General features: G+C 43.4%; 4 protein-coding genes. 1 reads left to right on the forward strand and 3 read right to left on the reverse strand.

Going from position 1 to position 5237, the window contains the following annotated elements:
- Positions 1–202: 202 nt before the first annotated feature.
- From ODU50_RS10225 to ODU50_RS10235, 3 genes are all read right to left on the reverse strand, one after another.
- Positions 203–1462, reverse strand: coding sequence for a hydroxymethylglutaryl-CoA reductase, degradative (locus ODU50_RS10225; RefSeq protein WP_238710105.1), 1260 nt, complete (start codon positions 1460–1462; stop codon positions 203–205).
- Between the two features lie 260 nt (positions 1463–1722).
- Positions 1723–2877 (reverse strand): hydroxymethylglutaryl-CoA synthase, encoded by a 1155-nt coding sequence (locus ODU50_RS10230; protein WP_024406372.1) that lies wholly within the window; start codon positions 2875–2877, stop codon positions 1723–1725.
- A gap of 28 nt (positions 2878–2905) precedes the next feature.
- A complete protein-coding gene (locus ODU50_RS10235; protein ID WP_105153222.1) occupies positions 2906–4090 on the reverse strand; it encodes an acetyl-CoA C-acetyltransferase in 1185 nt (394 codons plus the stop codon).
- 225 nt (positions 4091–4315) lie between these two features.
- Here ODU50_RS10235 and ODU50_RS10240 point away from each other — a divergent pair, with 225 nt between their 5' ends.
- A complete protein-coding gene (locus ODU50_RS10240) occupies positions 4316–5008 on the forward strand; it encodes a phosphoglycerate mutase (RefSeq protein WP_002936226.1) in 693 nt (230 codons plus the stop codon).
- The last annotated feature ends 229 nt before the right edge of the window (positions 5009–5237 follow it).

A 5237-nucleotide genomic window follows, 5' to 3' on the forward strand; every position in this document is an offset into this window, starting at 1 on the left:
TACATTTTCATGCCTTTCTAGTTGTTTTGTGGTTATTATAATTATAAAGCATGAAGTGGAAAACGAGCAACTCCTAATTGGAATTGCTCGTTTTTTATATGTGAGAAGCTAGTTTTTGCCCAGCCTCGGTTTATTTGTCACGCACCTTACGGAGCGTGACGGACTAAAAGTCACATAATTAAAAAAGAGGGAGTCCCTCTTTTTAATGTTCTCTCATTTTTGCTAATAAGTTTTGAGCAGTTTCTAGGTTGCTGTGCTTTTCTTTCCGCAGGAGTTGGGCTAGTTGGTCTACTTCATGCTCCTCGGCACCAGCAAGTAGCGCTAAGGATTTTGCCTGGAGCTTCATATGACCAGCCTGAATCCCTGAAGTAACAAGAGCACGCAGGGCGGCAAAGTTCTGACAGAGGCCGACAGAAGCGATGATAGAAGCTAATTGGCGTGCCTTTGGTTGTTGGAGAAGGTCAAAAGCGACGGCTACCTTTGGATTGAGTCCAATCGAGCCACCGACAGAGGCGATCGGAAGAGGTAGGGTGATGGAGCCGACCAAGTGCTCGCCATCAATGGACCAAGTAGAAAGCCCCTTGTATTGCCCATCACGGCTGGCATAAGCATGAGCCCCGGCTTCGACTGCCCGCCAGTCATTTCCTGTAGCGATAACGACAGCATCTATACCATTAAAAATCCCTTTGTTATGTGTCGCAGCACGATAAGGGTCCACTTGCGCCAGTTTGCTTGCCAGGGCTATTTTTTGAGCAGTTTCTTGAGCAATGGCAGAGCTGGTAGCCAGATTAGAGATGGCTATATGACATTGGGCGGTGACCAGTGACTCCGTTGCATAGTTGGAGAGGATTCCCATCAAAGCCTGTCCCTTGCTGAGCTCTTCTAAGTCATCCTTAACAGCTTCTAACATGTTATTGAGGATATTGGCTCCCATGGCTTCTTGTACATCAACTTGAAGATAGACAATCAAAAACTCATCCTTACTCTCAACAGTCAATTCTCTTGCACCGCCCCCTCGTTTAACAATAGAAGGGTGTGCTTGATTGGCAGTTTCTAAAATACTCTCCTTCTGGTCAAGAATCGTCTGTGTCGCTCTGCTATGGTCCGAAATATCGTAGAGAGCAACTTGTCCAATCATGATACGGTTATGAATAGTCGTTGAAAAACCGCCAGATTTAGCGATGATTTTGGCTCCGAAAGATGCAGCTGCAACCACAGAAGGTTCTTCAGTAACCATCGGTACAGAATAAGTTTGTCCATCCACTAGAAGTTCTGGAAGTACAGAAAAAGGTAAGGAAAACGTTCCTAGATGATTTTCTGCCATCTTTCCCGCAATTGCTTCTGGCAGGTTTTCGTCTTTGTATAGAACGTCTAAGCTATCTTCCGATAGGGAACGATTCTGACGGAGAATATCAATGCGCTCTTGGCGTGATTTTTTATAAAATCTGGAAAAAATTGACATAGGTTCCTCTTTCTATAGGAAAGCGCCCCTTGGTGAGAGCCAAAGGGCGCCGTTTTGGGGAGCGGGAAAGAACTTGACTGATAGAAAAGAGTTCGTCTTCCCGCCCCCGCACAGTTGATTAGGTCAGATTTAGAGTGTGGTAACACGAATAAATCTGCCAATCAACCACTGCGCTGAGATGTTGACGCTAACTGTGAAAAGTGTGCTGGAAATTCGATCAGCCTATCATTCATTATTCCAATGAATGATAGGTAAAATGCTTATTTACGATAGATACGTTTGTGATTGTCCACTTTGATAAGGGCAAAGGGAGTTTGGTCTTCTGGTAGGTCAAGGGATGAACCAGTTTCATCAAGGGTAATTTCTTCAAAGAAGACTTGTTCGTATTCCTTAACGCTGAGTTTTGTACGCTGATTGAGTTGTTCTAAACGATTTTCTTGTAAGTGGTCGCGATAACCTTCAACGAGTTGACCGCTGAAAATTTCACAGACAGCACCGCTACCATAGCTATAAAAGAGAATTTGATCCCCTGTCTCTAAAGCTCTGCTATTTTCCAAAAGGGAAAGGAGGGAGAGGAAAATAGAGCCAGTGTAGATGTTGCCGACAACCTTATTATATACGATTGCTTCTTGGAAACGCTCTGTCAAACGTTCCAATGTTTCTGCGTCCTGAGTGATAGCCTGCAATCCTTTAAGGCCTTGCTTGGAGAAAGGAATGTGTAAGCACATGGCAGCAAAATCGTTGAGGGTTTTGCCTGTTTTTTGTTGATAGTAGTCGAAAGTTGTTGTCAAGCAATCGGTGTACTGTTCAGTTGAAAATTTACCATCAACACGTGGATATTTGTCGTAGTTAGGACGCCAGAAGTCGTAGATGTCACGTGTCTGGCAGACATTATCATTGTTGAGGACCAAAATTCGTGGGTTTGCGGTTACCAACATGGCAACTGCACCAGCACCTTGGGTAGGTTCACCGCCAGAAGCGACTCCATACTTTGCAATATCACTAGCAATGACTAGGACTTTTGATTCTGGGAATTGAGCGATATGGCTTTTGGCAAGACTTAGTCCAGCGGTTGCACCGTAACAGGCCTCCTTCATCTCGATGGAGCGAGCGAAGGGCTGAATACCGAGTAATCCATGAATGGTGACGGCAGCAGCCTTACTTTGATCTACGCTAGATTCTGTACCGACAATAACCATGTCAATAGTTTGTTTATCTTCTTCTGTCAGAATGGTTTCGGCAGCCTTTGCACCAAGACTGATAATATCTTGAGTGATAGGAGCTACAGCCATTTCAGACTGAAGAAGACCAATCTTAAATTTATTTGGGTCCACATTGCGGGCTTGGGCTAAATCAGCCAAATCTAAAACATAATCGGGTGCCGCAAATCCGATTTTATCAATACCGATGTTCATAATATATCCTTTGTGTACAAATGATAGGTTAACTTGTTTGCGCATTGGAAACGATTAGGGAGATACCTTGACCGCCTCCGATACAAAGTGAGCAAAGACCAAGCTCTTTTTCTTGCTTGATTAATTCATGGATTAGGGTAACCAAAATCCGGCTACCACTAGCTCCGATTGGATGTCCAAGGGCGATAGCACCACCATTGACATTGACTTTTGCAGGATTAATGCCGAGTTGTTTGACAACTGGAATTGATTGGGCTGCGAAAGCTTCGTTGAGTTCAAATAAGTCAATATCTTCGACGGATTTGCCGATTTTTTCAAGGGCTTTTTGACTAGCTGTTATAGGACCTAACCCCATATAGGCAGGATCTAAACCGCTTGTTGCATAGGCCTCAATATAGGCGAGTGGCTGGATATTTAGCTCACTGGCTTTTTCATCAGACATGAGTACCAAGACAGCACAGCCGTCATTGATGCCAGAAGCATTGGCTGCGGTGACGGTTCCATCTTTTTTGAAAGCTGGACGGAGTGTTGCCAATTTTTCAATTAGCGTCAGACGAGGATACTCATCTGTGGCAAAAATAGTTTCGCCTTTCCGATTTTTTAGTCTAATAGGAACAATTTCGTCAACAAATCTTCCCTCAGCAATAGCTTTTGCAGCCTTTTCTTGGCTGGTGCGGGCAAATGCATCTTGCTCTTTTCGACTGACATGATAGCGTTCGGCAACATTTTCAGCGGTAATACCCATGTGATAGTCATTGAAGGCATCTGTCAAACCATCCGTTAACATGGAATCTTCCAAGGTAATATGACCAAACTTACTCCCAAAACGGCTTGATTTGGATAAGTAGGCCGCCTGACTCATGATTTCGATACCACCAGCAACAACGACGTCGTTATCGCCAAGAAGGATTGATTGTGTGGCAAGAAGGACTGATTTGAGACCAGAACCACAGACTTTATTGACTGCATAGGCAGAGGCTGTCTGAGGAATGCCTGCACGAATAGCAATTTGACGTGCAATATTTTGTCCTTGTCCTGCTGAGAGAACATTTCCGAAGATAACTTCATCAACGCTGTCTGCAGGGATGTTTTTATTAGCTAAGGCTGTTTCGAGGACTTGCGCCCCTAAATCAGCGATTTCAATATCTTTCAGACTACCTCCGAAACTGCCGATGGCAGAACGATAGGCAGACACGATAGCTACTTTTTTCATGATAACTCCTATAGTGGTATCGTTTTGAACTGTCGTGTTCAGCCTTACTATTATACCATTATTTTGTCTTTTTTCTAAGAAGAAATATAGGTCTAGAGACTGAATTTACATGAAAGAGTAATGAAAGCGTACACAGATTGTGGAAAGGCTGGCATTTTTTTACCTTTTCGTGTAAAATAGAGAAGTATAAGAGGGGGACCTCAAAATTTAAAGGAGAATCCATAAATGGTAAAATTGGTTTTTGCTCGCCATGGTGAGTCTGAATGGAACAAAGCTAACCTTTTCACTGGTTGGGCTGATGTTGATTTGTCTGAAAAAGGTACACAACAAGCAATCGATGCAGGTAAATTGATCAAAGAAGCAGGTATCGAATTTGACCTTGCTTTCACATCTGTATTGAAACGTGCTATCAAGACTACAAACTTGGCTCTTGAAGCTGCAGATCAATTGTGGGTACCAGTTGAAAAATCATGGCGTTTGAACGAACGTCACTACGGTGGTTTGACTGGCTTGAACAAAGCTGAAGCAGCTGCTGAATTTGGTGATGAGCAAGTTCACATCTGGCGTCGTTCTTATGATACTTTGCCACCAGAAATGGCTAAAGATCATGAGCATTCAGCACACACTGACCGTCGCTATGCACACCTTGATGATTCAGTTATTCCAGATGCAGAAAACTTGAAAGTAACGCTTGAGCGTGCCCTTCCATTCTGGGAAGATAAAATTGCTCCAGCATTGAAAGACGGTAAAAACGTATTCGTAGGTGCACACGGTAACTCAATCCGTGCCCTTGTAAAACACATCAAACAATTGTCTGATGACGAAATCATGGATGTGGAAATTCCAAACTTCCCACCACTTGTATTCGAATTGGATGAAAACTTGAACATTGTGAAAGAGTACTACTTGGAAGCATAATTCATTTAAGGCCTGAGTTCGCTCAGGCTTTTTTAGTTATGTGACTTTTAGTCCGTCACGCTCCGTAAGGTGCGTGACAAATAAACCACCCGCTATGCGGGTGTGCGACGAAGGTTATACCAAAAAAACTCCAAACGCGATACAATAAAGGTGTTCAAGCCTATTGTAAAGCGAGAGGAGAAAAGTATGGCACAAAAGGCACATAGTTTATCACATACAAAGTGGCTGT

Origin of the sequence: Streptococcus sp. 2020WUSS084, assembly GCF_044427445.1 — a bacterium.
In the GTDB taxonomy this organism is placed as follows: domain Bacteria; phylum Bacillota; class Bacilli; order Lactobacillales; family Streptococcaceae; genus Streptococcus; species Streptococcus suis.

Coding starts and splice junctions, on each gene's coding strand:
- ODU50_RS10225 (WP_238710105.1), bottom strand. CDS start 1,462: ATGTCAATTTTTTCCAGATTTTATAAAAAATCACGCCAAGAGCGCATT.
- ODU50_RS10230 (WP_024406372.1), bottom strand. CDS start 2,877: ATGAACATCGGTATTGATAAAATCGGATTTGCGGCACCCGATTATGTT.
- ODU50_RS10235 (WP_105153222.1), bottom strand. CDS start 4,090: ATGAAAAAAGTAGCTATCGTGTCTGCCTATCGTTCTGCCATCGGCAGT.
- ODU50_RS10240 (WP_002936226.1), top strand. CDS start 4,316: ATGGTAAAATTGGTTTTTGCTCGCCATGGTGAGTCTGAATGGAACAAA.